The sequence below is a fragment of the Kitasatospora sp. NPDC089797 genome (assembly GCF_040684795.1).
Classification (GTDB): domain Bacteria; phylum Actinomycetota; class Actinomycetes; order Streptomycetales; family Streptomycetaceae; genus Kitasatospora.
In genome coordinates this window covers 17,497-41,562 of record NZ_JBFBGS010000072.1, presented here as the reverse complement: position 1 = coordinate 41,562, position 24,066 = coordinate 17,497, and the positions used below count along the sequence as shown (strand labels likewise).

The window sequence follows — 24,066 nt, the reverse complement described above, 5'->3', positions numbered from 1 at the left end:
CCGGAGCGCCCACCCCCGGAACCGCCCCCGGCGTCACCCACCCTCCCGAGAGCCCCCACCCCCCAAGAAGCCCCGCGCAGCGGCCCCCACCCCGCAGGCCTACCCCCGAAATCACCCGATTCGCCCTACCCTGACGTCCATGCCCCGCCGAAAGCTGTGCGTCAAGGCCGTCGACTCCGCCCGGATCAACACCGAGCTGGCCGAACTCCGCACCCGTCTGGAGATCCACACCGAGTGGCCCGAGGCGGTGCTCGCCGAGGCGGAGGAGGCGGCCGAGCACCCCCGGCTGCCCGAGTACGACGCCACCGACCTGCCGCTGTTCACCGTGGACCCGCCCGGCTCCCGCGACCTCGACCAGGCCATGCACCTCAGCCACCGCCCGGGCGGCGGCTACCGGGTGCACTACGCGATCGCCGACGTCGCCGCCTTCGTCCGCCCCGGCGGCGCCGTCGACGCCGAGGCCCGCCGCCGGGTCGAGACCCTCTACTTCCCCGACCACCGCGTCCCCCTGCACCCCACCCGGATCTCCGAGGACGCCGCCAGCCTGCTCCCCGGCGAGCCCCGCCCGGCCCTGCTCTGGCAGCTGGACCTGGACGCCGACGGCGCCGTCGTGCTGGCGGACCTGCGCCGCGCCCTGGTCCGCTCGCACCGCCGCCTGGACTACGCCGCCGTCCAGCGCGCCGTGGACCTCGGCGGCGCCGACGAGCAGCTCGCCCTGCTCGCCGTCGTCGGCCGGCTGCGCGAGGAACAGGAGCGGGCCCGCGGCGGGATCAGCCTGCCGGTGCCCGAGCAGGAGGTGTCGGAGACCCTGCACGGCTACGTCCTCGACTACCGCGCGCCCGGCCCCGCCGACGGTTGGAACGCCCAGATCTCGCTGCTCACCGGCATGGCCGCGGCCGAACTGATGCTGGACGCGGGCGTCGGCCTGCTGCGCACCCTGCCCGCCGCGCCCGCCGTCGCGTACGAGCGGCTGCGCCGGATCGCCGCGGCGCTGGACGTGGACTGGCCGCAGGCCGTCCCGTACCCGGAGCTGATCCGCTCGCTGGACCCGGAGGCGCCGCTGAACGCCGCCTTCCTGAACGCCTGCACCGGCCTGCTGCGCGGCGCCGGCTACCACGCCTTCGACGAGTCCCGCGGCCTGCCCGCCCCCGCCGAGCCGGGCCACGCCGCGCTGGCCGCCCCGTACGCGCACTGCACCGCGCCGCTGCGCCGGCTCGGCGACCGTTTCGCCCAGGAGGTGTGCGCGGCGGTGGCGGCGGGGGAGGACGTGCCGGATTGGGCGCGCGAGGCGCTGCCGGGCGTGCCGGCGCTGATGGCGGGCGGGGACCGCCGGGCGGCCGAGGTCGAACGGGCCTGCGTGGACCTGGTGGAGGCGGAGCTGCTGGTCGGCCGGGAGGGCGAGGACTTCTCCGCGGTGGTGATCGAGGTGGACGGGAAGCGGCCCGGCTCGGGCACCGTCCAACTGCGCGAGCCGGCCGTCCGGGCCCGCTGCGACGCCGCCGCGGTGAACGGCGCGCCGGACGGGGGCGGGGCCCGGCTGCCGCTCGGCCGGGTGATCGACGTCCGGCTGGTCCGGGCCGACCCGGCCACCCGGACGGTCCGCTTCACGACCGTCTGACGCCCGACGGCCCGCCGCGCGCCGCTCCACCGCCCGGCCGCGCTCCGGGCGGCCACCCGGACAGACCGCTCCGCGCCCGCCCCGCAACCCGGAGTGGGAGGATCGGTCCGTGCCCGATCCCCGACCCCCCGTTCCCGCCGCCGCGCCCGGTGCGACCGCGTCCGACGCGACGGCGTCCGACGCCGGGCGCCGCCGTCGGCTGCTGGTCCTCGCGATCTGCTGTCTGAGCCTGTTCATCGTCGGTCTGGACAACACCGTGGTGAACATCGCGCTGCCGGCGATCCAGAAGGACCTGGACGCCCCGGCCTCCGGCCTGCAGTGGATCATCGACGCCTACACCCTGGTGCTGGCCTCGCTGTTGATGCTGTTCGGCTCGGTGGCCGACCGCTTCGGCCGCCGCCGGGTGTTCCGGATCGGGTTGGCCTGCTTCGCCCTCGGCTCGCTGCTGTGCAGTCTGGCGCCCAGCCTGGAGTGGCTGGTGGCGTTCCGGGCGCTCCAGGCGGTGGGCGGTTCGATGCTCAACCCGGTGGCGATGTCGATCATCACCAACACCTTCACCGACCCGAAGGAGCGGGCCCGGGCGATCGGCGTCTGGGGCGGGGTGGTCGGCATCTCGATGGCGCTCGGCCCGCTGCTCGGCGGCTTCCTGGTGGACGGCGCCGGCTGGCCGTCGATCTTCCTGATCAACGTTCCGGTGGCCCTGCTGGCGATACTGCTGACCATCCGTTACGTCCCGGAGTCCCGCGCGCCGCGCCCGCGCCGGCTGGACCCGGTGGGGCAGCTGCTGATGGTCGTCCTGCTCGGCTGCGGCACCGCCGCGATCATCGAGGGCCCGGCCAACGGCTGGACCTCCCCGCTGATCCTGGCCCTCGCCGCGGCCGCGGTGGCCGCCTTGATCGCCTTCCCGCTCTGGGAGCGCCGGGTCGCCGAGCCGCTGGTGGACCCGCGGTTCTTCGCCAGCGCGCCGTTCACCGGGGCGACCGTCACCGCGGTCTGCGCCTTCGCCGCGCTCGGCGGCTTCCTCTTCCTCAACACCCTCTACCTCCAGGACGTCCGGCACTACAGCCCGGTCGTGGCGGGCCTGTGGACGCTGCCGATGGCCGGGCTGATGCTGGTCTGCGCGCCGCTGTCCGGCCGGATCGTCGGCAGCCGGGGCCCGCGGTTGCCGCTGGTGGCGGCCGGGTTCGGCCTGGCCGCGAGCGGCCTGCTGCTCACCCGGCTGACCGCCGACTCCCCGGCCGCGCTGCTGCTGGTCGCGTACGCGCTGTTCGGTTTCGGCTTCGGCATGGTGAACGCGCCGATCACCAACGCGGCGGTCTCCGGCATGCCGCGCTCCCAGGCGGGGGTGGCGGCCGCGGTGGCCTCGACCAGCCGCCAGGTCGGCCAGTCGCTGGGCGTCGCGGTGATCGGCACGGTCGTCACCTCGGCCGTGGTCGGCCCGACGGCGACCGGCTTCGCCCCGGCCAGCCACGCCGGCTGGTGGATCCTGGTCGGCCTGGGCGGCGCGGTCCTCGCCCTCGGGCTGCTCACCACCGGCTCCTGGGCCACCGGCACCGCCGCCCGGGTGGCCGCCCGGCTCGGCGCCGAGGCTCCGGTGCCCCGGGGGTCCGGTGTACGGGAGGCTCCGCCCGAGCGGCTACCATGACCACTACGGCGGAAGAGCCGGCCGGGCGGTCGCGACGGGTCCCTGACCCGCCGAGGAACGTCCGGGCTCCACAGAGCAGGGTGGTGGGTAACGCCCACCCGGGGTGACCCGCGGGACAGTGCCACAGAAAACAGACCGCCCACCGCTACGGCGCGTGGGTAAGGGTGAAACGGTGGTGTAAGAGACCACCAGCGGCCGGGGTGACCCGGTCGGCTAGGTAAACCCCACCTGGAGCAAGGTCAAGATCGGCGCCTCCGGGCGCCGTGCGCGGATGTTCGAGGGCTGCTCGCCCGAATTCGCGGGTAGACCGCACGAGGCTGTCGGCAACGGCAGCCCTAGATGGATGGCCGTCTCCCCGGGCCGCGCAAGCAGCCCGGGTGACAGAACCCGGCGTACAGGCCGACTCTTCCGTCCCTGGACGTCCGAAGGCCCTTCGGGCCGCGCGATGAGCGCGGGCCGGAGGGCCTTCGTGTCGTTCCGGGGCCGCGGCCGCCCGGCGGGGACCGTCAGTCCGAGCCGCCCGAGCGGGCGGAGAGCTCCTCCAGGGCGCGGACGGCGCGGTCGGCGTCGTCGGCGGCGACGAACAGGTGGTCGTGGTGGAAGCCGGCCACCACGTTGCAGCTGATGCCCTCGTCGGCGAGCCGCCCGGCGACCGCCGCGGTGAGGCCGACGGCCTCCAGGGCGGAGTGGATCCGCAGGGTGATCCAGGCCGCCACGTACTCGTACCGCAGCCCGAGCGCGTCGGCCTCGTCCTGGGAGACCACCACCGTCACCCCTTCGGGTTCGGCGACGGTCACCACCGGCCGCATCCCGGCGGGCACCTTCGCGGGGAGGGTGCAGTAGACGTACCGCCCCGGGTTGAGCTGCGGTCGCATCCCGCGCAGCAGGGTCGCAAGGTCTCGTTCACCGGCCATGCCCGTCACCGTATCCGTTCGCCCGCGGTGGGCGCCCGCGGTGGGTGCCCGATGTCGGGATCCGTGTCGGTAGCCGTTGACGAGCGACAGTCGCCGATATATCGTCGAGCTATCGAGACAGTGACTCGACTGTTTCGGAAACTCAAGGAACCTCAAGGAGGTGGGCGCGATGCGCTCAGGAATGCGATTTCGACAGGAGGGCCCGCGCGGCGGCGGACAGCGCCGCGGGCCGGGTCCGGAGTTCCGCGGGATGCCCGGGGACGGTTTCGAGGAGCGGGCGGCCTTCGGCGGCTTCGGCCCGCCGCCGTTCGGCGGCGGCGGCCCCGGTCGGCCGATGGGCGGCCCGTTCGGGCACGGCTTCGGCGGCCACGGCGGTCGGCGCGGCGGTCCGCACGGGCGGCGCGGCGGCCGGGCCCGACGCGGCGACGTCCGGGCCTCGCTGCTGGCGCTGCTCAAGGAGCGGCCGATGCACGGCTACGAGATGATCGCCGAGATCACCCAGCGGACCAACGGGGCCTGGCGGCCCAGCCCCGGTTCGATCTACCCGAACCTCCAACTGCTGGAGGAGGAGGGCCTGATCGTCGCGGAGGAGGTCGGCGGCAAGCGGCTGGTCTCGCTCACCGAGGCGGGCCGCGCCGAGGCCGAGGCCGGGCCCGCGGAGCCGTGGGCCGAGGCCGGCCGGGAGGTCGACTGGGAGGCCGTCCAGGAGGTCGGCCAGGCGCTCGCCACGGTCGACCAGGCGGTTCAGCAGGTCATGCGGACGGGCACCGAGGCGCAGCGCGCCAAGGGCCTGGCGGTGCTGACCGAGGCCCGCAAGAAGCTGTACCTGATCCTCGCCGAGGATGACTGACCGGTGCGGGGGACCGGTCACGGCGACAGCCGGTGACACGGGCGGTGCCGTTGCTCAGGGGTGGACCAGGAACAGGGCCACGCAGGCGAGCAGCAGCACCGCCCAACCGAACCAGAGCCAGCCGTCGGGGCCGATCGTCACGCTGTAGAGGCACACCACCAGCAGCAGCGCGCCCGTCACCGCGGCCACCTGCCGGTTGTGGTGGGCGGCCGCCTGCGCGCGACCGCGCGCGTGCCGCACCCGGCGCCGTACCGTCCTGGCCATGCCGACCTCCCGGGGAGGTTCGAGGCGGGCGGCCGGTCAGCCCGAGGCCCGGGCGGAGGCCGCCTCGTCGTACTCGTAGCGCCAGAACCAGCTCAGTCCCCGCACCTGCTTGCTCCGGACGTACACCAGTGTGCGCGCGGGGGAGTCGTCGTGCGCGGGGACCGGGACCTTGTACTTCTTGGGCACGCCCAGCATCGGCCCCAGCGGGATCGGGAGGATCCGCCCGTCCAGGGGGCCGCCGACGAATTCGGTGTCCGCGCTCTTCACCCCTCCAGGGTCTCACCTCCACGGGGCGGCCACGGCGGGGGCACCGGGAGGGCACCGCGGGGCGCGGGCGAGGTGAGGGCGGAGTGCCCGGAGTGTGACCGGAGAGGCACCGCCCCCGGTCATCCGGAGGCCCCGCGCACCCCTATCCTTGCCTGTACGCCCCCGGGGTCCACCCCGGGTCAGCGGGCCCCGTACGGGCCGGGCGGGGTGCGAGTCAGCGTGCCCTCCGGCCGTCACCGGCGCGGACAGCGTGCTGCCGCGACAGGCGTACCGAGACCCTGGCGCCGTCCGTCCGGTGACCCCGGGCCGCGGTCGGCGGGGCGCCGACAGCAGGGCCGAGCACCGTCCCGGGGAAGCAGCGGGGGGCGCTGTGCGTTGCGTCGGAGTGGTACGTCGAACGCTGTGTCGCACCAGGCACGGCAGTTGCGCGGAAGGGGCCCGATGGAAGCCGGCAGCAGGTGGACGACCTGGTGGCAGAAGCGTGACCGAGAGCGGGCCCGTCCGGGGGGTACGGATCCGGCCGCCAGACTGGACCAACTGCTCGGCGCGGTGCGCGCCGGATTCCCCCTCGCGCCCGCCGCCCACCCGGCGGGCTACCGCTGTTCCTGCGACCGGGTGGCCTGTCCGGCGCCGGCCCGGCACCCGGTCTCCTTCGCCTGGCAGACCCAGGCGACCACCGACCCCGAGCAGCTCTCCCGCTGGCTCTCCCGCGATCCCCAGGCCAACTTCGTCACCGCCACCGGCCGGGTGCACGACGTGCTGGACGTCCCGGCCGAGGCCGGCCGGCTGGCCCTGGCACGGCTGACCGCGCTGGGCGTCGAGGGCCCGGTCGCCGCCGTCGGCGAGGACCGCTACCTCTTCTTCACCGCCACCCGCGGCACCCCGCAGGACGAGGACGAGTGGTGGGACAGCGCACTCGACTCCACCCCGGACACCGTCTCCGAGCACCCCGGCCTGCGCTGGCACTGCCGCGGCTCGTACACCCTGTTGCCGCCGGCCGCGCTGCCGGACGGCTCCGAGGTGCGCTGGCTGAGCGGGCCGGAACTCCCGTTGCCGGACCCGCTGCGGGTGCTCGACGTGCTCACCGACGCCTGCACCGAGGTGGGCGCCGTCGCCGAGGAGCAGTGGCTGATCGGCTGACGCTGCAACTCGCCCGCTCGCCTCCGGGGCGCTTCGACCCGGTGCCGACGGTCGGCGCTTCCTCGCTCGCCCTCCTGCCCGCCGGCGGGCAGGAGGGGCCCACCCTTTCGGCACCGGCGCGCCCCTTCGGCTCGGGGCGGGCCGGTGCGGGCGGCCCGGGCCGGTCACGGCAGGGTGAGGATCTCCGCGCCGTCCGCCGTGACCACCAGGGTGTGCTCGAACTGGGCGGTGCGCTTGCGGTCCTTGGTGACGACCGTCCAGCCGTCCGGCCAGATCTCGTAGTCGTAGGTGCCCAGGGTGAGCATCGGCTCGATGGTGAAGGTCATGCCGGGCTTGATGACCTCGGTGGCCCGCTCGCTGTCGTAGTGCGGGATGATCAGGCCGGAGTGGAACGACGTGTTGATGCCGTGTCCGGTGAAGTCCCGCACCACGCCGTAGTCGAAGCGCTTGGCGTAGGACTCGATGACCCGTCCGATGACGTTGATCCGGCGGCCCGGCTTGACGGCCTTGATCGCCCGGTCGAGCGACTCCCGGGTGCGCTCGACCAGCAGCCGGGACTCCTCGTCCACGTCGCCGACCAGGTAGGTGGCGTTGAGGTCGCCGTGCACCCCGTGGATGTACGCGGTGGCGTCGATGTTGACGATGTCGCCGTCCTGCAGCACGGTCGAGTCCGGGATGCCGTGGCAGATCACCTCGTTGATCGAGGTGCAGACGGACTTGGGGAAGCCGCGGTAGCCGAGGTCGGACGGGTAGGCGCCGTGGTCGCACATGTACGCGTGGGCGACGGCGTCCAGCTCGTCGGTGGTGACGCCGGGGGCGATCAGCTTGGCCGCCTCCTCCATCGCCCGGGCGGCGATCCCGCCGGCGATCCGCATCTTCTCGATCGTCTCGGCGGTCTGCACCTCGGGTCCGGTGTACGGCGTCGGGGCGGGCCGCCCGACGTACTCGGGGCGCGCGATGTGCGCCGGGACCTTGCGGGTGGGGGACTGGATGCCGGGTACGAGAGCCATGGCCGCGAGTCTAGTCGTCGGCCCCGCCCGGGCCCGGCCGTTCCCCGCGGTGTGCACGGCGGCCCGGGCCGGGGAATGATCGGTAGCGACACCTGAGCCTGGAACGGGAGAGCGCCATGCCCCTCGGATTCAACCGCAAGCCGACCGGCAAGCCCGGCGAGTGGTTCTACTGCATCAAGCACGGCAAGGTCGAGGAGGGCCCGGAGTGCCCGGCCAAGGACCGCCTCGGCCCGTACGCCAGCCGTGAGGAGGCCGCCCAGGCCCTCTCGATCGCGGACGAGCGCAACCGGGAGTGGCGCGACGACCCGCGCTGGAGCGACCGGCCGAAGGACGACGGGCAGGAGTGACCGGCCGGGCCGCCCCGACCCGCTCAGGCCGGGCCGCCCCGACCCGCTCAGGCCGGGGCGGCCGTCTCCCGTTCGGCGCGTTCCTGTTCGGCGCGTTCGTGTTCGGCACGGACGGCCGCCGTGTGCGGGTCGGTGCGGTCGTCGTAGGCGAGCAGTCGCGGCAGGGCGGCGGCGACGGCGAGGACGGCCACGACGCAGGCCAGGCCGCCGGTCCAGACCGCGGCGCGGGCCCCGAGCAGACCGGCCATGGTGCCGGCCCGGACCTGGCCGAGCTGGGGGCCGACGGAGAAGCTGAGCAGTTCGACGCCGGCCATCCGGCCGCGGACCGCGTCCGGGATGGAGCGGTTCCACATGGTCGAGCGGGCGATCCCGCTGATCTCGTCCGCCCCGCCGGCCAGCGCCAGTCCGAGCAGCACCACCCAGACGCTCCCGGACAGCCCGGCCAGCGCCATGGCCGCGCCCCAGCCGACCGCGGCGGCCACCAGCAGCCGCCCATGGCGGTGGATCCGGGACGTCCAGCCGCTGGTCGCACCGACCAGCAGGGCGCCGACGGCGGAGGCCGCGTACATCGGGCCGAGCGCCCAGTCCGCGCCCAACTCCGAGGCCAGGAACGGGAAGACGGCCACCGGGAAGGCGAACAGCATGGCGCAGGTGTCGATCGCGTAGGTGCCGAGCAGGTCCTTGCGGCTCCACGCGTACCGCACGCCGGTCAACACCGCGCGGACGGAGGGGCGTTCGGCGCCGGTGGGCGGCGGCACCGCCTTGATCCGGACCAGCAGCGCCAGCGAGGCGGCGAAGGTGAGCACGTCCAGCGCGTACGCGGTCTGCACCCCGGAGAAGGCCACCACGACACCGGCCAGCGCCGGCCCGGCCACCGAAGCGACGTTGTGGTACAGGGACTTGAGGGCGAAGGCGGCCGTCAGGTGCTCGTGCGCGACGATCCGCGGCAGCAGCGAGTCCAGCGCCGGCCGCTGCAGGCCGTCGCAGGCCGCGACCAGGGCGGCGACGACGTAGATCGGCCAGAGCACCGGGTGCGGCAGCAGGGCGTTGAGCAGCAGCAGCCCGGCGAGCAGGCCGAGCGCGAGCTCGGAGCGCAGCACCAGCCTGCGGCGGTCCAGGGCGTCGGCGAGGGCGCCGCCCCAGAGGCCGAAGACGATCAGCGGGACGAGTTCGACGGCACCGATCAGCCCGACCGCGAGGGAGGAGTCGGTGAGCTGCTTGATCTGCATCGGCACCGCGACGTACGTCAGGAAGCTGCCGAAGGTGGTGATGCAGCCGCTGATCCACAGGCGGCGGAAGTCGCGCGAGGCGCGCCAGGGCGAGAGGTCGGGCGCCAGCGAGCGCAGCAGGGCGCGCGCCCGACCGGTATGGGGCGGTTCGTCGTCGTTCACGAACGACCATCCTCGGACCGCCGGTTACCGCCCCGCAACGGGTTTTTCACCAGCGGCTGAGCGTGGGTGTCGAGGTCAGCCGCTCGGCGAGGCCGGCCAGGCGGTCCAGCGCGGAGCGGCGGCCGGGCGGCTGCCCGGCCGCCGCGCTGACCAGGTGCTGGGCCAGGTCGAAGGGCTCGTCGGCGGAGGTGCCGACGGCCAGCCGCTCGTGCGCGAGGGCGCCCAGGTCGCCCGGCGCGGCGGCGCCGTCCAGGGCGAGCACCGTCGCGCCGTGCCGGCGGGCGTCCTGCACCCGTTCCAGCAGCGGGGCGCCCGCCGCCTCCGGGGCCACCACCAGCACGGTGGCGCCGCGCCCGGCGTCGGTGAGCCGCCGCAGACCGTGCGCCAGGTGGGCGGGGGCGGCGGCGGGCGGGCGGTGCCGCAGCAGGGTGGGCGCCAGCCGCGGGACGGCCGACCAGGCGGCCTCGTCCTCCAGGTGGGCGGCCAGGTGCCAGGGCTCGTACGCCTCGGTGCCGACCAGCAGCAACTCGCCCGCTCCGCGCCGGTCCACCGAGCGCCGCAGGGCGCCGGCGAAGCCGCCGACCGCCTCCAGCCAGCCGGTGCCCGCCAGTCGTTCCCGGAGTGCCGAAACTCTCACCGCGTCCATGCGGGCCAGGATGTCGCGCCCGGCCCGCGGTTTGGCAGGATCAGCCCATGACTTCCCTCGATTCAGCGACAAACCCGGCCCACGAATTGCCGGACGTCTCACAGCTGGTGGTCGGCGTCCTCGGTGGCACCGGTGACCAGGGGCGCGGCCTGGCCCTGCGGCTGGCCAGGGCCGGCCAGCAGGTGATCATCGGCTCCCGGGACGCCGCCCGGGCCGAGGCCTCGGCCGCCGAGCTGGGCGCCGGCGTGCGCGGCGCGGACAACGCCGCCGTCGCCCGGGAGAGCGACGTGGTGATCGTCGCCGTCCCGTGGGACGGGCACGCCGCCACCCTGACCGCGCTGCGCGCGGAACTGGCCGGGAAGATCGTCGTCGACTGCGTCAACCCGCTCGGCTTCGACAAGCAGGGCGCCTACGCGCTGAAGCCGGAGGAGGGCAGCGCCGCCCAGCAGGCCGCCGCCCTGCTGCCGGACTCCCGGGTCACCGCCGCCTTCCACCACCTCTCGGCGGTGCTGCTCCAGGACGAGTCGGTGGAGCGGATCGACACCGACGTCATGGTGCTCGGCGACGACCGGGCCGCCACCGACGTGGTGCGGGCGCTGGCGGGCCTGATCCCCGGCATGCGCGGCATCTACTCCGGCCGGCTGCGCAACGCCCACCAGGTGGAGGCGCTGGTGGCCAACCTGATCTCGGTCAACCGCCGCTACAAGGCCCACGCGGGCCTGCGGATCACCGACGTGTAGGGACCGGCGTCGTGTCGGCCTCACCCCTGGACCGTTCCGGAGGTGAGGTCGGCGACAATGGGGGACGGTCGTCACCCGGCCGTCCGTACCCGGTCCTAGGAGTCCCGCGCCATGCCTCGCACGTCCCTGTTCGCCCTGCTCGTCGTCGTCCTGGCGCTGGTCGCCGCCGTGGTCTCGATGGTCGAGGGCTTCTGGATCGGGCTGATCTGGCTCCCGCTGGCCGGGGTGGCGAGCAACGTGCTGTGGATGAACCGGCGCAGGGCCAAGCTCGCCGAGGCGGCGGCCGCCTCGGCTGAGCAGGGCTAGAGGTCGGTCAGCTCTTCCAGAAGCTGAACAGGTACCGGCCGACCGTCGCGTAGTCGGTGTCCACGCCGAACAGACCCATCAGGTCGTGGACGATCCCGAAGAAGAACGAGTTCACCTCGGGCTGCCACAGCAGCGCGAACACCGCCAGCATCCCGTACGGGGCGAAGGGCTCGACCGAGCGCCGGGTCTTGGGCGAGAGCCACGGCTCGACGATCCCGTAGCCGTCCAGGCCGGGCACCGGCAGCAGGTTCAGCAGTGCCGCGCTGAGCTGCAGCAGGCCGAGGAAGCCGAGCGCGCAGGCGAACGGGGAGACGTTCAGCTCGTAGCCGTAGTACGAGGCGTGCAGGTCGGAGCCGTCCAGCCAGCCCGCGCCGACCGGGATCAGCAGGGCCGCCGCGAACAGCAGGTTCACCAGCGGGCCGGCCGCCGAGATCAGGCTGTGCTTGAGCCGCCCCTGGATCCGGCTGCGCTCGATCCACACCGAGCCACCGGGCAGGCCGATGCCGCCGAGGATCACGAAGACGATCGGCAGCACGAAGCTGAGCAGGACGTTGGTGTACTTCAGCGGGTTGAGCGTGAGGTAGCCCTTGGCGCCGACGGTGATGTCGCCGCCGTGCAGGGCGGTGCGCGCGTGGGCGTACTCGTGGAGGCAGAGCGAGACCATCCAGCCCGACACCACGAACAGGAACACCCCGAACCGGGCGTTGCCGTAGCCCGAGTACACCGCCCAGGCGGAGGTGCCCAGGGTGGCGAGGAGCACCCAGAACACCGGGCTGATCCGGCGGTCCTCGCTGCGGGAACGCGGCGTGGCGGCGAAGGTCATCTGTGGGTGCTCCGTGGACAGAGGGACGGGGGACTACCGGCAGGGACCGATCATGCCGGGCTGGTCGGTGGCCGGACAAGCCACCCGGGGTGAACGTCCGGGAGGCCGGTGCCGGTTCCGCCCGGGTTCCGCCGACGTTCCGCCGGGGCGGTGGACGGCCGGGCCTTGCGGCGGCGGGGTCGGACGGGGACCAACACAATTGTGCGCCCCCGCCGCCGTCGATCGACCAGAATGGTCCGGTGCACTACGGCATCCTCGGTACCACCACGGCCCACCACGACGACGGCACGCCGGTCCCGCTCGGCGGCGCCCGGCTGCGGGCGCTGCTCACCGCGCTGGCTCTGCGGCAGGGGCGGCCCGTCCCGGCCGACCAGCTGGTGGACGAGGTGTGGGAGGAGGAACCGCCGCAGGACGCCTCGGCGGCCCTGCAGACCCTGGTCGGCCGACTGCGCCGCACCATCGGCCGGGAGCGGGTCGGCTCCGGCCCGGCCGGGTACTGGCTGACCGACCCGGCCGGCGACCTCGCCGACTTCCAGCGGCTGAGCGCCGAGGGCCGCCGCGCCCTCGACGCCGGTGACCACGCGCTGGCCGCCGACCGGCTGCGTGCCGCGCTGGCGCTGTGGCGCGGTCCCGCCCTGGCCGACCTGCCGGACCGCTCCGGCCCGGCCGCCCGGCTGGAGGCCCAGCGGGAGGAGGTCCGCCGCCACCGGATCACCGCCGACCTCGGGCTCGGCCGGGCCGCCGAGCTGGTCGCCGAACTCACGGAGCTGTGCGCACGGCAGCCGCTGGACGAGCCCCTGCAACTGCTGATGCTGCGGGCCCTGCACGAGAGCGGCCGCACCGCCGAGGCGCTGCGCCACTACGAGCGGACCAGGCGCGTCCTGGCGGACGAGCTCGGCGTCGATCCGGGCCGCGGACTCCAGTCCTGCTACGCCGAGTTGCTCGCCTCGGCGGAACCGCTCCCGGCGGCCGCCCCGCCGCCGCCCGCGGCCGAGCCCGTCCCCGCGCCCGTACCCGGGTCCGCGCCCGCGCCCGGGTCCGCGCCCGCTGCCGTACCCGGGGCAGCGCCGGTTCCCGCCCCCCAACTCCCGCGCAGCGCAGGCAATCTGCGCGGCCGGTTGACCAGCTTCGTCGGCCGGGAGGGCGATCTCGCCGCCCTGCGCGGTCTGGTGACGGAGTGTCGGCTGGTCACCCTGACCGGCCCGGGCGGCTCCGGCAAGACCCGGTTGTCGATCGAGGCCGGCCGCGCCGAGCAGTCCGCCGGGCACTGGCCGGACGGCGTCTGGGTGGCCGAACTCGCCCCGCTGGAGAGCCCGGAGGCCGTCCCCGCCGCCGTGGTCTCCGCGCTCGGTCTGCGCGAACTCGTGCTGCACAGCGGCGGCATGGTCGCCGAGGTGATGGAGAAGCGCGCCGAGGACCCGCTGCGCCGACTGGTCGAGCACTGCGGCCACCGCCGGATGCTGGTGGTCCTGGACAACTGCGAGCACCTGATCCAGGCCGCCGCCGACCTGGTCGACACCCTGCTCGCCGAGTGCCCGGGGCTGACCGTGCTCGCCACCAGCCGGGAGCCGCTCGGCGTGCCCGGCGAGACCGTCCTGCCGGTCGAGCCGCTGCCCGACCCGGTGGCGCTGCGGCTGCTCACCGAGCGGGCCGCCGCCGCCCGTCCCGGCTTCGACCCGGCCAGCGACCCGGAGGCCTGCGCCGAGATCTGCCGCCGGCTGGACGGCCTGCCGCTGGCCATCGAACTGGCCGCCGCCCGGCTGCGGGTGATGACGGCCCGGCAGATCGCGGACCGGCTGGACGGCCGGTTCGCCCTGCTCACCGCCGGCAGCCGGACCCTCCTGCCGCGCCAGCAGACGCTGCGCGCGGTGGTGGACTGGAGCTGGGACCTGCTGGGCAAGCGGGAGCGGGCGGTGCTGCGCAGGCTCTCGGTGTTCGCGGGCGGCTGGCAGTTGGAGGACGCCGAGGCGGTCTGCGCCGACGGCACCGAGGTGGTCGGCCCGGAGGTCGCCGACCTGCTGCTCTCGCTGGTCGACAAGTCCCTGCTGGTGGCGGACCTGGCGGACGACGGCGGCCAGCCGCGCTACCGGATGCTGGAGACCATCCACGAGTACGCCACCGAGCGCCTCGCCGAGTCCGCCGCCGAGCGCGACGCCACCGGTGCCCGTCACCTGGCGCACTTCCGGTCCGTGGTCGCCGTCGCCGACGGCGACGTGCACGGCCCCCGGCAGCTGCACTGGCTCGCGGTGCTGGACCGCGAGCAGGACAACATCCGGGCCGCGCTGCGCCGGGCGATCGACCTCGGGGACGAGCAGCAGGCCCTGGTCCTGGCCCTCGGCATGAGCTGGTACTGGTCGCTGCGCGGCTACAGCCTGGAGGCCCGCGGCTGGTACGACGCGGTCGCGGCGGCGGGCCCCGGCCCGTTCGGCCCGGACGTCCCGCCGCCGGTGCCGCTGGAGCTCCCACCGCTGGCGTACGGCGTGCCGATGCCCGAGGGCGTGGCCGAGGAGGCCCGCCGGCTGCTCGCGATGTACCGGCTGATAGGCCTGTTCGAGGGCAATCTGGACGTGCTCGGCAGTCCGGAGGCGGTCGCGGTGGCGCAGAACCTGCTCGACGTCTACACCCCGGAGCTGCCGCAGTCCTACCGCTTCCCGGCGATGATGCGGGTCTTCGGGGCCTTCCTGACCGGCCACCTGGACCGGATGAAGGACCTGGTGGACGACGCCGTCCGCGGCGCCGAGGCGCACGGCGCCCCGAACGACCTGGCGTTCGTCCTGCAGATCCGGGCCAAGATGATGAACGACTGGCCGGGCGGCTGGGATCAGGGCGTCCGGGACGGCGAGCGGTCCCTGGAGCTGTACGAACGGGCCGGCAACCTCTGGGGGGTCTCCCAGGCGCTGTCGGCGCGCGGGGAGTCGCTGGCGCTGCGGGGCGAGGCCGGGGCGGCCGTCGCCGCGTACGAGCGGGCGATCGAGCTGGCCGAGCGGCTGGGCGCGTTCCAGGAGGTGCCGATCCTGCGGGTGAACCTCGGCAGCGCCCTGCTGGAGGAGGACCTGGACCGCGGGGAGCGGATCATCCGGGAGACGGTGGAGGCCCTCGACCCGGGGATCGCCGACCAGGCCGGCTCCGGTGCGCTGCTGTTCGGTCGGCTGACGCTGGCCGGGGTGCACTCCGAGAAGGGCGAGTACGACCGGGCCCTGGCCGAGCTGGACCTGCTGGAGGAGGCCCGGATCGGCGCCTCCGCACCGAGCGTGGTGACCGGGCTGATCGGCTCCTCCCGGGGCTGGCTCGTCGCCCGGGCCGGGGATCCGGAACGGGGCCTCGACCTGCTCCGCGAAGGCCGGCGGATGCTGAGCTCGCTGAGCGCGGCCTCCGGGTTCGCCGGGCAGATGACGATCATGATGGTGCCGGCCGTGGCCGGAGTGCTGCGGGCCTTCGCCGAGCGCGACGGGGACCTCGAACGGGGCCGGATGGCGGCCCGGTTGCTCGGCGCGCACGGCGGGCTGAACGGTCCGAAGGGCGGTTTCCTGGACCGCGCCGAGCGGGACCGGTCGATCGCCGTCCTGCGCGAACTGCTGGGCGACGCCGCCTTCGACAGCGAGTACCGCACCGGCGGCGGGATGACCCAGCAGCAGACCCAGGAACTGCTGGCGGAGCTGATCGGCTGAGCGGCCGGCCGGTGTCCGTCCCCTGGTCACCGGCCGACCGCCCGTCCCTACCGGCGGGCGTCCCGTCCACGGACGCCGGCCGTCCTCCACCCCGGCCCGCTCAGGTCCGCTTGCGGAAGCGGGCCACCGCGAGCGGGGCGAAGATCGCGGTCGACGCGGCCGACCAGATCAGCACGATCATCACCGGGTGGGCCACCGCGCCCTCGCCGTTGAGCAGCGCCCGGGAGGCGTCGGCCAGCGCGGACAGCGGGTTGACCTTGGTGAAGGCCTGGAGCCAGCCCGGCATGGTGCTGGTCGGCGCGAAGATCGAGCTGCCGAACTGCATCGGCATCAGGACCAGCATGGAGACGCCCTGGACGGCCTGGGCGCTCTTCATCGACATGCCCAGCAGCATCGAGATCCAGGTGATCGACATGCCGAACACCAGGGACAGGCCGACCGCGGCCAGCAGCTCCGGCACGCCGGTCTTCAGCTCGAAACCGAGGATGAAGGCGAAGGTCAGCAGGATCCCGGAGGAGAGCAGGGCGCGCAGGGTCTCCGCGACCAGCTTGGAGAGCAGGACGGAGGCCCGGCCGATCGGCAGGGTGCGGAAGCGGTCCATCACCCCGGTCTGGAAGTCGCTGTTCAGCCCGGTGCCGACGGCCAGCGCCAGCGTCATGCCGGTCTGTCCGAGCAGACCGGGGATCATGAACTGTTTGTACTTGTCCTGGTCGCCGCCCATCATGGCGCCGCCGAAGACGTAGACGAACAGCACGGTGAAGACGATCGGCATCAGCACGGCGTCGAACATCGACTCCGGGTCGGCCTTGATCCGCATCAGGTTGCGGCGGGTCAGCGCGCCGATGTGGCGCAGGGTGGCGGCCGGGCCGATCCGGGTCTCGTCGGCCGGGACGCCCCCGACCGGGCCGGGGGCGAGCGTGGCGGTGGTCATGCGACGGGCTCCTTGACGAGGTCGGCGGCGGACGCGGTGACGGCGTCGGCGGTGGGCTTGCCGGTGATGGCGAGGAAGACCTCGTCCAGACTGGGCACCTTGGTGTCGATCCCGGCGATCGCGAAGCCGCGCCCGCCGAGCACCCCGATCACGGCGGTGAGCTGCTCGTCGTCGACCAGCGGCACCGCGAGCAGGCCGTCGTCGGGGGAGAAGGTGGCGGAGGTGATCCCGGTCTCGTGCAGGCAGCGGGCCATCTCCGGCAGCTCGGCCGGGCGGACCGGGCGGACCTGGAGGATCTGGCCGCCGACCTTGGCCTTGAGCTCGGCGACACCGCCGTTGGCGATCACCCGGCCGCGGTCGATGACGGTCAGCTCGTTGGCAAGCTGCTCCGCCTCCTCCATGTACTGGGTGGTCAGCAGCACGGTGCTGCCCTCGGCGACCATCCGCTGCACCTCGTCCCAGACCTCGTTGCGGGTGCGGGGGTCCAGGCCGGTGGTGGGCTCGTCCAGGTAGAGCACCCGGGGGCGGCCCATCATGCTGGCGGCCAGGTCGAGGCGGCGGCGCATGCCCCCGGAGTAGGTCTTGGCGATCCGCTTGGCGGCCTCGGTGAGCGAGAAGCGCTCCAGCAGCTCGGCGGCCCGGGCCTTGGCCTCGCGGGCGGGGAGGTCGAGCAGCCGGCCGATCAGGTAGAGGTTCTCGTAGCCGGAGAGCAGCTCGTCCACGGACGCGTACTGGCCGGTCAGGCCGATGGTGCGGCGCAGCTGCTTGGGCTGGCGCAGGACGTCGTAGCCGCCGACGAACGCGGTGCCCGCATCGGGCTTGATCAGCGTGGAGAGCACGCGCACCAGGGTCGTCTTGCCGGCGCCGTTGGGGCCGAGCAGGGCGAGGACGGTGCCCTCGCGGACGGTGAGGTCGACGCCGTCGAGGGCCTTGGTGTCGCCGAAGTGCTTCACGATGCCGTGCACCTCGACGGCGTTCCCGGCTGTTCCCCGCGTGTTCGGGGCGGTGGCGATTCCTGTCATGCCCCCAGGCTGCCCGCCCCGCCTGTCAGCCCCCTGTCGCGCGCCCCGCCCCGCTGTCACGCCGCTGTCACCGGCCTGTCACCGCCGTACGGGTACGTGCCCACATCATTTCAGCCTGGAATCAGTGGCGCCCCCTCGATCGAGGAGGCGCCACTGAAAGAAAAATCAATTTGAACAAACGGGGCCAGGCTTCAAATCCGGGCGGAGTGAATCAGAGAGATCCGAATCAGGTGCTGCCCATCGGCATGCCGATGGGCAGCACCCAGAGATCGAAAAGCCAAGACAAGAGCGTTGCGCTTTCCCCCTCGGTGCACCGAGGGGGAAACCGCTCAGAGATGAATCAAGATGTGCATCGAGCGCGTGGAGGGAGATGAATGAAGCGGGATGGAACAGCAACTCAAGCGCTGCCCCTCGGAGGCCCGAGGGGCAGCGCTGCGAAACGTGCATGCAGCAACTGCCAGCTGAAATCACCAGTATTCGTCAGTCTGACGCGAATCTGCCGGAGAGGGCTGCCCGGGTTGCCAACCTCTGAGATGCTGAGGGTCCATCAAGGGAGGCTTCAGCAATGCAGTGGAAGATCCACGGGGAGCGTTCGATCTACGAGAACCCATGGGTGAACCTGTGGCTGGCCGACATCGAGCAGCCGGACGGCCACCGCTGGGAACACCACGTGGTGAAGCTGCGGCACCTTGCCGTGGCCGCCGTCGTGAACGACCGGAAGCAGGTCCTCATGATGTGGCGGCATCGCTTCATCACCGACACCTGGGCCTGGGAACTCCCGATGGGTCTCATCGAGCCGGACGAGACCCCGGCGGAGGCGGCAGTCCGCGAGACGCTGGAGGAGACCGGCTGGAAGGTCGGTGAGGTCACGCCGCTGATCTACGCCCAGCCGGCCAATGGCATCACCGACTCGGAGCACTTCGTCTTCCGAGCCGACGCCGTCGAGTACGTGGGCCCGCCGACGGAGCGCAACGAGTCCGACCGGATTGAGTGGATTCCCCTGTCCGAGCTTCGCGGCATGATCGACCGCCGCGAGATCGTCAGCAGTGGCACGCTCGTGGGCGTGCTGTACCTGCTGCTCAATGAGGCCGGCCTCTGATCAGCCGGCCATGCCGCCGATCCGGCCGGACAGTTCCGCGGCCGAGGCGCTGCTGCGGTAGGGCCTCAGGAGCTGGTGGAACTCCTGGAGATGGGCGACCACTCTGGGGGACTCGACCACTGCACTCAGGGCGAGAGCCTCCCCGGCGGTGGCGCATGCCAATTCGACCTCTCGCCGCTGGAGTTGGGTCCGCGCGAGCCAGAAGGTGTGGAATGCGCGGCCTCTCTGGTTGGCCATCGGCTCGGCCTTCAATCCTTCGGCGATAAGCGGCTCGGCAGCCCCCGTTTCCCCTAGCTGACCAAGGGCGATGCCGGTGTCCACGGTGAGCTTGGTGTGGTCGAAGTACCGAACCCAGGCGGGGTCGTCGTCACCATCGGCGACGCGCCCGAAGTGGTGATGCGCCTCGGTGATCGCGCGATGGGCTGCGTCCCGATCGTGGGTGCTCGCGTGGCCGAAGGCTTCCCGCATCGACAGCATCGCCAGGAGCCTCGGCGTCCCTCCGGCGAGAAGCGCGTTGTCCTGTGCGGCCCGGGCGAGCGTGATCGCGTTCTGCGGCTTGGCCTGGTAGGTCGCCTGGAGACTGAGACATGCGAGTACGTTGGCGATGAACGTGCGGTCATCGATCTCTCGCGCGAACCGGAGCGATTCGGTGAAGTAGCCTTGTGCTGCGCTGTACTGCCGCGCGTCGAAGTACGTCCAGCCGGCAAGGCGGGCGAGCTCAGCAGCGATGCCGTGGAGACTGCGCCGGTAGTTCGGGTCGACAGTGTCCCTCATCACGACTGCGACGTACCTGAGTTGACCGATCACCGCAGGCCGGAGCGCCGCGCCGCCGTGCTGGTCGTCTCGCCTCCAGTAGTCCTCGATTGATACCTGGAGGGAACGAAGGACATTCGGTGTGACCTTGGATCCGGCTGCGATGGCCAGGATGTCATCCAAGTCGCCCCCTGTCGGCGCGTCCCTGGCCGACTGCGGCGTTCGGGCGTGGTCAACCACCACCGGCGACCCCTCATAAGAGGCGGACGGCCGTTCCCAGCTACGATCCGCGAGTCCGAGCATGCGGCCGGGAATCCGTAAGCCATCCGCGATGCGCTCGATGACGACCATGTTGGTGATCTTCGGGCGTCCCTTCATCACCTCCCCCACCCTGCTAGGGGTCAGCTCGCACGCCCGAGCAATGCGCGAAGGGTGGAATCCTCCTTTGCGCTTGGCGAGTTGGAAGATCCGCGCGAAGTCTCGATCAGTGCAGGCCGCCCTCATCTCCGGGTCTGCGAGCAGACGGGTCGGAAGCCCGGACGGCCCCATTGGCTCACTCATGACCGGCCCCCAGCAGCAGAAGGATCATCGCTCAGTGTCACTTGAGATAACTGGCCGTAAGTTTACCCATCGTGGGTACGCGCGCTGGCCTTATCTCGAAGCCGCTGCATCGGGATTCTGGTGGTCCTCCGGAGAATTGCCCGGTGCCACCCGACCGAGACGGCCCCGCCAATGAACCACGCCGACACCGTCATGCTCCCGAAGCCGCGCTCCTGGGTCGTCGAGCCGAACCCGGCGGCCATCCGGCCGATGCGTCAACTGATCCGGCAGATCGCCGCCTCCTGGCGTGTCCCGTTGACGGACTGCGCCGTGCGGGATGTGGAGTTGTGCGCTGACGAGTTGCTGGCCAACGCCATCGAGCACACACGAAAGCCCTGCCGCGTCACGGTTCAGTGGACCGGCGTCCGTCTGCGGGTCGAGGTCGCAGACCGCAGTCGGCAGCCGCCGGTGAGCAGGGCGGCAGACGACATGGCCACCGGCGGCCGCGGTCTTCTCCTGATTGAAGCACTGGCTCACTCCTGGGGCTGGTACTCGGTGGAGGCGGGCAAGGTCGTGTGGTGTGAGGTCGCTCCTGACGAGAGCGTGACGGGAGACGCGCGGCTCGCCGTACTCGTCTTCGCCGCCCAAGTTCACGCAGCAGTACCGCCGGCAGGGATCCGGGTTCGTCGGACCGCATCAGGCGCTTCTACATCCAGTCGGCCGCGGAGGCTCATCTCCTCCACGTCGGCATCTCGTCTCCCCCGAACTGATCGACAGAGGAGGGAAAGTGCACAGGCTCATCGCCAGCCCGTTCCTGGACGAGTACCTGTTGGTGCGCCCCGGTAGTCGAGGCGGTCTCCGTCTGCCGGCGTCCAGCTTCGAGGAGTTGCGCACCCACGACCCCGCCCGAGCGGCCCCCTTCTGGCTCTTGGACGCTGTGGGCTCGCAGTGGGCCGACCTGGCCTTTGCCGGACGCCCGACGGGCGAGTTCCTGCTCGTACGACAGCCTTCTCGATGGGGCTACTCCCGGGCGTCGTGGGAGATCAACCTCGGCTGCAACTACGCGTGCAAGCACTGCTACCTGGGGCTCAAGGTCAACTCGGGCATGCCGCTGGCGGACAAGCTCAGCTGTCTGCGGATCATGGCCGAGGCCGGGGTGCTGTGGCTCCAGATCACCGGCGGCGAGCCGACGGTGGACAAGGACTTCATCCCGTCGTACCGAGCCGCGTTCGAGCTCGGCATGATGATCACGGTCTCGACCAACGCCTCACTGCTGTGGCGCGAGAACCTGCTCGGCCTCTTCCGGGACTGCCCGCCCTACCGGGTCACGGTGTCGATGTACGGCGCCACGAAGGCAAGTTACGACGAATTGACGCAACGTCCGGGCGCCTGGGACCTGTTCGTCCAGGGGATGAACGCCGCACGCCACGCCAGGCTCCCCCTGCGGATGAGCATCGTCGTCACCGAGGACAACGCGCACGAGGAACAGGCGATGGTCGACCTGTGCCGGTCGTGGGGGCTGGAGTACAACGTCTTCACCAACATGACCCCGACGATCTACGGCGGCGCCGAGTCCCTGACCGCGCAGTCCAAGGAGCACCTGCGGATGCGCAGGCCGTTCGCCGGGTGCAACGCGGGCCACACCTTCTTCCACACCGACCCGCACGGACTGGTGTCCATCTGCAAGATCGGCCGTGACGACCAGATCAGCCTTCCTGCCGAGGGGATCAACGGCCTCGCCAGGCTCGGCGCCGTCGCCGACCGTCTCATGCTTCGCACCGGTGGCTGCTCCGGCTGCCGGCTCTCGGGGTCGTGCACCGTGTGCCGGCCGCTGGCCAAGCACTACCAGGAGGCGAAGGCACCACTCGCAAGCTACTGCCAGCACGGAACCAGGAAAGCAGGATGATCATGACCGCTGTCGCTGTCGAACTCTCCCCGAGGCGCCCGCTGCCGGACGACGACCCGACCCAGCGCCTGCCGTACCTCACGCGGCCCCTCCAGGCCCCCGCCCAGCCGGTCACCGAGATCACCGTCGTCGGCGATCTGGACGACATCATGGAGTCGATCAAGTGCTCCTGCTCCGCGGGTGACGACAACCCGCACTGATCGCGATCGATCAGTGGCGCTCAGGCCCTGACGCGGTTCGCGTCAGGGCCTGAGCCCTGTGTGGCAGCCGAGTAGCGTGGGTGCATGGGATTCCGCTGGGACTGGATGCGCTCGCACGTCTCCGTGCCGTACCTGCCGACGCTCGGCCCCCTGCACCCCGACGCGATGAGCTCGGAACTGTTGGAGGACGTGTTCGCCGTGGCCGGCAGCGGTGGCTTTCTGTCCCATGACAAGGACCGGCGATGGGCGGACCGCAAGGACGAGTGGGTCGTGGTGGACGACATCGTCCAGGATCGGGAGCGGACTCTGATCCCGACGATCACCGGCCGCGGAATCCTCCGGGTCCACCTCTACGGGGCCCGCGGACACCTGCTCGAAGCTCGGGAGGCGGCCGTCAAGCTCGCCGTTGTCCACGGTGCCGAGAAGGCCCGCGTCGTGTGGTTCCAGGACGTCCCGGACGCCGCTGCCGCATGCAATCGGGTCCAGCTCAGGACCTTCGACCGCCCCGCTCCCGCCGTGGGCGGGATCGAGAGCCTGTCCGAGGCCCCTTCGCAGGTGGCGGCGAGCTTCGGGGTCTTCGCCGAGAGACTGGCCGGTGAAGGATTCGCCTTCCTGGACTCCAAGCTCGACACCGTTGGACCCGTGCTGGTCGCGGTACAGGACAGGCAGGTGGTCGGCTCCATCGGCCCGATGGAGACGATGCCCGATCCGATCGGGCAAGTCCGGCTCCTGCCCCAGTACTTCGGAGTCCTACCGGGGTACCGAGGGCTCGGATTCGGGCGGCAACTGTGGCGTGCCGCCATGCACTGGGGGCAGGAGCACGGCGCCGACTACCAACTGCTGCAGACCACGGTCGGCGGAGCGTCCGACCGCCTCTGCCGGAGCGAGGGGCTGGTCGACCTCGGTTTCGTCTGCACCTCGGACACCTGAGCAGACTGGTACCCGTTGCCGCTTCGGCACACCGAAGCGGCAACGGGTGCGACGGGCGAGCCTCAGTGGAAGCTGTGCTCCGCCGCCGGGAAGGTGCCGGTGCGGACGTCCTCCGCGTAGGCGCGGGCGGCGTCGCCGAGGACGCTGCGCAGGTTCGCGTACTTCTTGACGAATTTGGGCACCCGGCCCGCCGTCATGCCGGCCATGTCGGTCCAGACCAGCACCTGGGCGTCGGTCTCCGGGCCGCCGCCGATGCCGACGGTCGGGATCGCCAGCTGCTCGGTGACCTGGGCGGCCAGCTCGGCCGGGACGGCCTCCAGGACGACGGAGAAGGCGCCGGCCTGCTGCACGGCCTTGGCGTCGCGGAGCAGCTGGTGGGCCGCCTCGTCGCCGCGGCCCTGGACCGGGTAGCCGCCGAAGGCGTGCACGGACTGCGGGGTGAGGCCGATGTGGGCCATCACCGGGATGCCGGCCTCGACCAGCAGCTCGATCGAGCGGGCGCTGCGCTCGCCGCCCTCCAGCTTGACCGCGCCGACCCCGGCCTCCTTCATCAGCCGGGCCGCGTTGTGCATGGCCTGGGCGGGGGACTCCTGGTAGGAGCCGAACGGCAGGTCGGCGACGATCATGGCGCGCTGGGTGCCGCGGACGGCGGCGGCGGAGAGCATCACCATCTGATCCATGGTCACCGGCACGGTGGTCTCGTAGCCGAGGTGGCAGTTGCCGGCCGAGTCGCCGACCAGCAGGACGGGGATCCCGGCCTCGTCGAAGACGCCCGCGGTGAGGGCGTCGTAGGCGGTGAGCATCGCCCACTTCTCGCCGCGCTGCTTGGCGGCGGCGAGGTCGCGGACGGTCACCCGGCGGTTGGTGACCCCGCCGTAGAGGGTGGTGGTCGCCTGGTTCTGGGCAGGCGAAGGCGAAGAAGCGTTCATCGAACGGACTCCTGAAGGGTTGTCGTCTCGTGGCGCCGTACGGCGTCCCCGGATCCCCTCCATGCTTGCACGCCCCGGCGTGAGCGCAAAGAGGGGTGCGGTCGGCGGCGTGCGATCCCCACCACAC

The 24,066-nt window shown here is 72.5% G+C and carries 24 protein-coding genes and 1 other RNA gene; 14 read left to right on the top strand and 11 right to left on the bottom strand.

All coding sequences use genetic code 11. The features are described 5' to 3' along the window. Positions 1-139 precede the first annotated feature (139 nt). From AB0O91_RS37865 to rnpB, 3 genes are all read left to right on the top strand, one after another. Entirely contained in the window at positions 140-1,618 is a 1,479-nt protein-coding gene (locus AB0O91_RS37865; RefSeq protein ID WP_363443126.1) for an RNB domain-containing ribonuclease, read from the top strand. A gap of 199 nt (positions 1,619-1,817) precedes the next feature. Beyond that, entirely contained in the window at positions 1,818-3,263 is a 1,446-nt protein-coding gene (locus AB0O91_RS37860; protein ID WP_363443130.1) for an MFS transporter, read from the top strand. 13 nt (positions 3,264-3,276) lie between these two features. Beyond that, positions 3,277-3,674: RNase P RNA component class A (gene rnpB, locus AB0O91_RS37855), an RNA gene on the top strand. A 95-nt stretch (positions 3,675-3,769) separates the two neighbouring features. Here rnpB and AB0O91_RS37850 read toward each other — a convergent pair. Further along, a complete protein-coding gene (locus AB0O91_RS37850) occupies positions 3,770-4,177 on the bottom strand; it encodes an ACT domain-containing protein (RefSeq protein WP_363443124.1) in 408 nt (135 codons plus the stop codon). 250 nt (positions 4,178-4,427) lie between these two features. On the opposite strand from AB0O91_RS37850, the gene AB0O91_RS37845 reads away from it, so the two are divergent. After that, positions 4,428-5,027 (top strand): PadR family transcriptional regulator, encoded by a 600-nt coding sequence (locus AB0O91_RS37845; protein ID WP_363443122.1) that lies wholly within the window; start codon positions 4,428-4,430, stop codon positions 5,025-5,027. Positions 5,028-5,081: 54 nt separating this feature from the next. Here the strand turns inward: AB0O91_RS37845 and AB0O91_RS37840 are convergent, their stop codons facing one another. Then, positions 5,082-5,291 (bottom strand): hypothetical protein, encoded by a 210-nt coding sequence (locus tag AB0O91_RS37840; RefSeq protein WP_363443120.1) that lies wholly within the window; start codon positions 5,289-5,291, stop codon positions 5,082-5,084. Positions 5,292-5,327: 36 nt separating this feature from the next. Next, positions 5,328-5,558, bottom strand: coding sequence for a hypothetical protein (locus AB0O91_RS37835; protein WP_363443118.1), 231 nt, complete (start codon positions 5,556-5,558; stop codon positions 5,328-5,330). 441 nt (positions 5,559-5,999) lie between these two features. Between AB0O91_RS37835 and AB0O91_RS37830 the strand changes: the two genes are divergently transcribed. Further along, a complete protein-coding gene (locus AB0O91_RS37830) occupies positions 6,000-6,698 on the top strand; it encodes a bifunctional DNA primase/polymerase (RefSeq protein ID WP_363443116.1) in 699 nt (232 codons plus the stop codon). A gap of 164 nt (positions 6,699-6,862) precedes the next feature. Here the strand turns inward: AB0O91_RS37830 and map are convergent, their stop codons facing one another. Further along, positions 6,863-7,708 carry a type I methionyl aminopeptidase gene (map, locus tag AB0O91_RS37825; protein WP_363443114.1) on the bottom strand — a complete coding sequence of 282 codons (846 nt, stop codon included), beginning with the start codon at positions 7,706-7,708 and terminating at the stop codon, positions 6,863-6,865. Between the two features lie 116 nt (positions 7,709-7,824). On the opposite strand from map, the gene AB0O91_RS37820 reads away from it, so the two are divergent. After that, positions 7,825-8,055 (top strand): hypothetical protein, encoded by a 231-nt coding sequence (locus tag AB0O91_RS37820; protein WP_363443112.1) that lies wholly within the window; start codon positions 7,825-7,827, stop codon positions 8,053-8,055. 47 nt (positions 8,056-8,102) lie between these two features. On the opposite strand, the gene AB0O91_RS37815 is transcribed toward AB0O91_RS37820, so the two are convergent. Further along, positions 8,103-9,446: an MFS transporter gene (locus tag AB0O91_RS37815; RefSeq protein ID WP_363443110.1), complete on the bottom strand. Its 1,344-nt coding sequence runs from the start codon at positions 9,444-9,446 to the stop codon at positions 8,103-8,105. A gap of 46 nt (positions 9,447-9,492) precedes the next feature. Then, entirely contained in the window at positions 9,493-10,092 is a 600-nt protein-coding gene (locus AB0O91_RS37810) for a hypothetical protein (RefSeq protein WP_363443108.1), read from the bottom strand. Between the two features lie 47 nt (positions 10,093-10,139). Here AB0O91_RS37810 and npdG point away from each other — a divergent pair, with 47 nt between their 5' ends. Together npdG and AB0O91_RS37800 are read left to right on the top strand one after the other, a co-directional pair. After that, a complete protein-coding gene (npdG, locus tag AB0O91_RS37805; protein WP_363443106.1) occupies positions 10,140-10,832 on the top strand; it encodes an NADPH-dependent F420 reductase in 693 nt (230 codons plus the stop codon). A gap of 111 nt (positions 10,833-10,943) precedes the next feature. Beyond that, on the top strand, positions 10,944-11,138 hold the full coding sequence (locus AB0O91_RS37800) for a hypothetical protein (protein WP_363443104.1): 195 nt from the start codon (positions 10,944-10,946) through the stop codon (positions 11,136-11,138). Between the two features lie 7 nt (positions 11,139-11,145). Here AB0O91_RS37800 and AB0O91_RS37795 read toward each other — a convergent pair whose 3' ends face one another. Further along, positions 11,146-11,961 (bottom strand): site-2 protease family protein, encoded by an 816-nt coding sequence (locus AB0O91_RS37795; protein ID WP_363443102.1) that lies wholly within the window; start codon positions 11,959-11,961, stop codon positions 11,146-11,148. Positions 11,962-12,200: 239 nt separating this feature from the next. Between AB0O91_RS37795 and AB0O91_RS37790 the strand changes: the two genes are divergently transcribed. Continuing rightward, positions 12,201-15,629, top strand: coding sequence for a BTAD domain-containing putative transcriptional regulator (locus AB0O91_RS37790; protein WP_363443100.1), 3,429 nt, complete (start codon positions 12,201-12,203; stop codon positions 15,627-15,629). Between the two features lie 100 nt (positions 15,630-15,729). On the opposite strand, the gene AB0O91_RS37785 is transcribed toward AB0O91_RS37790, so the two are convergent. Both AB0O91_RS37785 and AB0O91_RS37780 read right to left on the bottom strand, forming a co-directional pair. Then, the gene (locus AB0O91_RS37785) at positions 15,730-16,560 is read right to left on the bottom strand and encodes an ABC transporter permease (RefSeq protein WP_363443098.1); all 831 of its coding nucleotides are present in this window, start codon (positions 16,558-16,560) and stop codon (positions 15,730-15,732) included. After that, entirely contained in the window at positions 16,557-17,582 is a 1,026-nt protein-coding gene (locus AB0O91_RS37780; RefSeq protein ID WP_363443096.1) for an ATP-binding cassette domain-containing protein, read from the bottom strand. Before AB0O91_RS37780 ends, AB0O91_RS37785 begins: the two co-directional genes overlap by 4 nt. Before the next feature lie 565 nt (positions 17,583-18,147). On the opposite strand from AB0O91_RS37780, the gene AB0O91_RS37775 reads away from it, so the two are divergent. Next, entirely contained in the window at positions 18,148-18,681 is a 534-nt protein-coding gene (locus AB0O91_RS37775; protein WP_363443094.1) for an NUDIX hydrolase, read from the top strand. On the opposite strand, the gene AB0O91_RS37770 is transcribed toward AB0O91_RS37775, so the two are convergent. After that, positions 18,682-19,812, bottom strand: coding sequence for a hypothetical protein (locus tag AB0O91_RS37770; protein ID WP_363443128.1), 1,131 nt, complete (start codon positions 19,810-19,812; stop codon positions 18,682-18,684). It lies immediately after the preceding gene. A gap of 354 nt (positions 19,813-20,166) precedes the next feature. Here AB0O91_RS37770 and AB0O91_RS37765 point away from each other — a divergent pair, with 354 nt between their 5' ends. From AB0O91_RS37765 to AB0O91_RS37750, 4 genes are all read left to right on the top strand, one after another. Next, on the top strand, positions 20,167-20,820 hold the full coding sequence (locus AB0O91_RS37765) for an ATP-binding protein (protein ID WP_363443092.1): 654 nt from the start codon (positions 20,167-20,169) through the stop codon (positions 20,818-20,820). Next, positions 20,762-21,880, top strand: coding sequence for a radical SAM protein (locus AB0O91_RS37760; RefSeq protein WP_363443090.1), 1,119 nt, complete (start codon positions 20,762-20,764; stop codon positions 21,878-21,880). Before AB0O91_RS37765 ends, AB0O91_RS37760 begins: the two co-directional genes overlap by 59 nt. Before the next feature lie 2 nt (positions 21,881-21,882). Continuing rightward, positions 21,883-22,080, top strand: a complete 198-nt coding sequence (locus tag AB0O91_RS37755; protein WP_363443088.1) for a hypothetical protein — start codon at positions 21,883-21,885, stop codon at positions 22,078-22,080. A 105-nt stretch (positions 22,081-22,185) separates the two neighbouring features. After that, complete coding sequence (locus AB0O91_RS37750) at positions 22,186-23,010, top strand: GNAT family N-acetyltransferase (protein ID WP_363443086.1); 825 nt, start codon at positions 22,186-22,188, stop codon at positions 23,008-23,010. 62 nt (positions 23,011-23,072) lie between these two features. Here AB0O91_RS37750 and panB read toward each other — a convergent pair whose 3' ends face one another. Next, positions 23,073-23,939: a 3-methyl-2-oxobutanoate hydroxymethyltransferase gene (gene panB / locus AB0O91_RS37745; RefSeq protein WP_363443084.1), complete on the bottom strand. Its 867-nt coding sequence runs from the start codon at positions 23,937-23,939 to the stop codon at positions 23,073-23,075. Between the last annotated feature and the right edge of the window lie 127 nt (positions 23,940-24,066).

What these genes read in the sequence shown, in the direction of transcription:
- panB (WP_363443084.1), bottom strand. Translation starts at nt 23,939, where the DNA reads ATGAACGCTTCTTCGCCTTCGCCTGCCCAGAACCAGGCGACCACCACC.
- AB0O91_RS37840 (WP_363443120.1), bottom strand. Translation starts at nt 5,291, where the DNA reads ATGGCCAGGACGGTACGGCGCCGGGTGCGGCACGCGCGCGGTCGCGCG.
- AB0O91_RS37830 (WP_363443116.1), top strand. Translation starts at nt 6,000, where the DNA reads ATGGAAGCCGGCAGCAGGTGGACGACCTGGTGGCAGAAGCGTGACCGA.
- AB0O91_RS37750 (WP_363443086.1), top strand. Translation starts at nt 22,186, where the DNA reads ATGCGCTCGCACGTCTCCGTGCCGTACCTGCCGACGCTCGGCCCCCTG.
- AB0O91_RS37800 (WP_363443104.1), top strand. Translation starts at nt 10,944, where the DNA reads ATGCCTCGCACGTCCCTGTTCGCCCTGCTCGTCGTCGTCCTGGCGCTG.
- AB0O91_RS37820 (WP_363443112.1), top strand. Translation starts at nt 7,825, where the DNA reads ATGCCCCTCGGATTCAACCGCAAGCCGACCGGCAAGCCCGGCGAGTGG.
- map (WP_363443114.1), bottom strand. Translation starts at nt 7,708, where the DNA reads ATGGCTCTCGTACCCGGCATCCAGTCCCCCACCCGCAAGGTCCCGGCG.
- AB0O91_RS37770 (WP_363443128.1), bottom strand. Translation starts at nt 19,812, where the DNA reads ATGAAGGGACGCCCGAAGATCACCAACATGGTCGTCATCGAGCGCATC.
- AB0O91_RS37785 (WP_363443098.1), bottom strand. Translation starts at nt 16,560, where the DNA reads ATGACCACCGCCACGCTCGCCCCCGGCCCGGTCGGGGGCGTCCCGGCC.
- AB0O91_RS37810 (WP_363443108.1), bottom strand. Translation starts at nt 10,092, where the DNA reads ATGGACGCGGTGAGAGTTTCGGCACTCCGGGAACGACTGGCGGGCACC.
- AB0O91_RS37865 (WP_363443126.1), top strand. Translation starts at nt 140, where the DNA reads ATGCCCCGCCGAAAGCTGTGCGTCAAGGCCGTCGACTCCGCCCGGATC.
- AB0O91_RS37845 (WP_363443122.1), top strand. Translation starts at nt 4,428, where the DNA reads ATGCCCGGGGACGGTTTCGAGGAGCGGGCGGCCTTCGGCGGCTTCGGC.
- AB0O91_RS37775 (WP_363443094.1), top strand. Translation starts at nt 18,148, where the DNA reads ATGCAGTGGAAGATCCACGGGGAGCGTTCGATCTACGAGAACCCATGG.
- npdG (WP_363443106.1), top strand. Translation starts at nt 10,140, where the DNA reads ATGACTTCCCTCGATTCAGCGACAAACCCGGCCCACGAATTGCCGGAC.
- AB0O91_RS37755 (WP_363443088.1), top strand. Translation starts at nt 21,883, where the DNA reads ATGACCGCTGTCGCTGTCGAACTCTCCCCGAGGCGCCCGCTGCCGGAC.
- AB0O91_RS37765 (WP_363443092.1), top strand. Translation starts at nt 20,167, where the DNA reads ATGAACCACGCCGACACCGTCATGCTCCCGAAGCCGCGCTCCTGGGTC.
- AB0O91_RS37850 (WP_363443124.1), bottom strand. Translation starts at nt 4,177, where the DNA reads ATGGCCGGTGAACGAGACCTTGCGACCCTGCTGCGCGGGATGCGACCG.
- AB0O91_RS37780 (WP_363443096.1), bottom strand. Translation starts at nt 17,582, where the DNA reads ATGACAGGAATCGCCACCGCCCCGAACACGCGGGGAACAGCCGGGAAC.
- AB0O91_RS37795 (WP_363443102.1), bottom strand. Translation starts at nt 11,961, where the DNA reads ATGACCTTCGCCGCCACGCCGCGTTCCCGCAGCGAGGACCGCCGGATC.